Annotated in this window: 4 protein-coding genes; 2 read left to right on the forward strand and 2 right to left on the reverse strand. The window is 34.2% G+C overall.

Going from position 1 to position 1,965, the window contains the following annotated elements; translation table 11 throughout:
• Together BAU17_RS10095 and BAU17_RS10100 are read left to right on the forward strand one after the other, a co-directional pair.
• A partial coding sequence (locus tag BAU17_RS10095; RefSeq protein ID WP_202622315.1) for a single-stranded-DNA-specific exonuclease C-terminal domain-containing protein occupies positions 1-767 on the forward strand: 767 nt, incomplete at its 5' end.
• Positions 768-781: 14 nt separating this feature from the next.
• Positions 782-1,294 carry an adenine phosphoribosyltransferase gene (locus tag BAU17_RS10100; protein WP_161902701.1) on the forward strand — a complete coding sequence of 171 codons (513 nt, stop codon included), beginning with the start codon at positions 782-784 and terminating at the stop codon, positions 1,292-1,294.
• Between the two features lie 89 nt (positions 1,295-1,383).
• Here BAU17_RS10100 and BAU17_RS10105 read toward each other — a convergent pair whose 3' ends face one another.
• Both BAU17_RS10105 and BAU17_RS10110 read right to left on the reverse strand, forming a co-directional pair.
• Entirely contained in the window at positions 1,384-1,599 is a 216-nt protein-coding gene (locus BAU17_RS10105) for a hypothetical protein (RefSeq protein WP_161902702.1), read from the reverse strand.
• Between the two features lie 149 nt (positions 1,600-1,748).
• On the reverse strand, positions 1,749-1,965 hold a 217-nt coding region (locus BAU17_RS10110; protein ID WP_161902703.1), incomplete at its 5' end, for a hypothetical protein.

Consider the following 1,965-nt stretch of genomic DNA (forward strand, 5'->3'; position numbering starts at 1 on the left):
GTTTTGGCTTTGGCTCGGAGTCTTTAGAATTTCAAAGTGATGAATTAAGCGTTGTAGGACAATTATCAATTAATGAATGGAATGGGAAACGAATTCCTCAATTAATGTTGGAAGATTATCAAATTAATGCGTTGCAAGTCTTTGATTATCGTCCAAAACGGAATCAACATTTATTAAATTTTGAAGAAAAGACATTGTTTATTTGTTTTTCTGAACACAATGCAAAGCAATGGGCCAAAAAAGTAGCACAGCCAATTGTGACCGTTACACAGCTAGAGACCTTTCAAGAGCAAGTGGCAGGTAAAAGCTATCAGCAAGTAGTCTTTATCGATTGTCCAATAGAATTAAGCTGGCTCAAAAAAGTTCTGGCATGTATTGATGTATCACGAGTCTATATGATGTGTGTAGCAGAAGATGATGCTTATTTGGATGGGATTGGTTCACGAGAGCAATATGCGAAATTCTTTAAGTTTATTGCGAGTCAACCACAAGTCGATGTGCGCTATAAATTATCCATGGTTGCACAGTATTTGCAGATTCCAAAAAAATTATTGGTGTTTATGATTCAAGTCTTTACAGAATTAGGTTTTGTGACTGTTGTTGATGGTGTCATGCGTAAGGTAGAGAATCCTACGAACCATCCATTGATGGATAGTGTATTGTATCAACAACGATTGCAGAAAATTAAAACAGAAGAATTTTTATTATTGAGTGATCTATCAACCTTGAAAGATTGGTTAGCAGTCCCACTGAATGAAGAAAATTGAGGAGGAAAAACAAAATGAATTTAAAAGATTATATTGCAAGTATCCCGGATTATCCAAGTAAAGGAGTTATCTTTCGTGATATTTCACCACTAATGGCTGATGGGGAAGCGTATCGTGCAGCAACTAAAAAGATTGTAGACTATGCGAAAGAAAAAGAGATTGATATGGTCGTTGGACCAGAAGCACGTGGTTTTATTGTAGGATGTCCTGTTGCTTATGAATTAGGGATTGGTTTTGCGCCTGTGCGTAAACCAGGCAAATTACCTCGTGAAACAATCGAAGTATCTTATGACTTGGAATATGGTAGTGATACACTTACATTGCATGCTGACGCTATTAAACCGGGTCAACGTGTACTGATTTGTGATGATTTACTAGCTACTGGTGGTACCATTAAAGCAACCATTGAGTTAGTTGAAAAATTAGGTGGTATTGTTGTAGGATGTGCTTTCTTAATTGAATTGATGGACTTACATGGTCGTGATAAAATTGATGGCTATGATATTTTTACATTGATGGAATACTAAGCAACTATAGAGGAAATGAAAAAAGTAGCTACGAACGTCTCATATCCGAGCGTTTGTAGCTACTTTTGGGTGTTCTGATAAACTATTGATTACTCATAGTGATAATAATCATAGTAATCAGGGGGAAGTTGATGATTATTTCTTCTGCGTTCAGCTTGACGGAATTTTTTATCATCCCATAGCATTAACCATAAGATAAATAAAGGACAAACAATTAAAACAGCAGTTAACATACCAAAATTCCCGATAATAATACCAATTAATAATACTCCTATAATAAAACCAAATCGACGAACAGCTTTCATTATTTTCACCTCTTTAATTTATACGAACAAATGTTTGTAAGAATATTATACGAATGTTTGTTCGCTTTGTAAAGTAGAATGTGTAAAATAATGCGAATTTAATTTAATACAGTAAAAATCCCCACACCAACAAGATGTAGGGAAACATATTATTTGATAGAAAGAAATAGATAGAAGTCAGCGGTAATATAATCTACATCATTGACATACAGATTCGTCACTAACAATTTAACGTTTGCTTGTTCTGATTCAATATCAAATGTTAAACTATCTGTCGAAAGTGTTTTGACCTCATAAGAAGTCGTTGTTTTTAATAGTGTTCGTAAAAAGCTTAAATCAAAATCAGCAATTGCTTCATTATTTTGT

The organism is Candidatus Enterococcus willemsii (genome assembly GCF_009933335.1).
GTDB lineage: Bacteria > Bacillota > Bacilli > Lactobacillales > Enterococcaceae > Enterococcus_F > Enterococcus_F willemsii.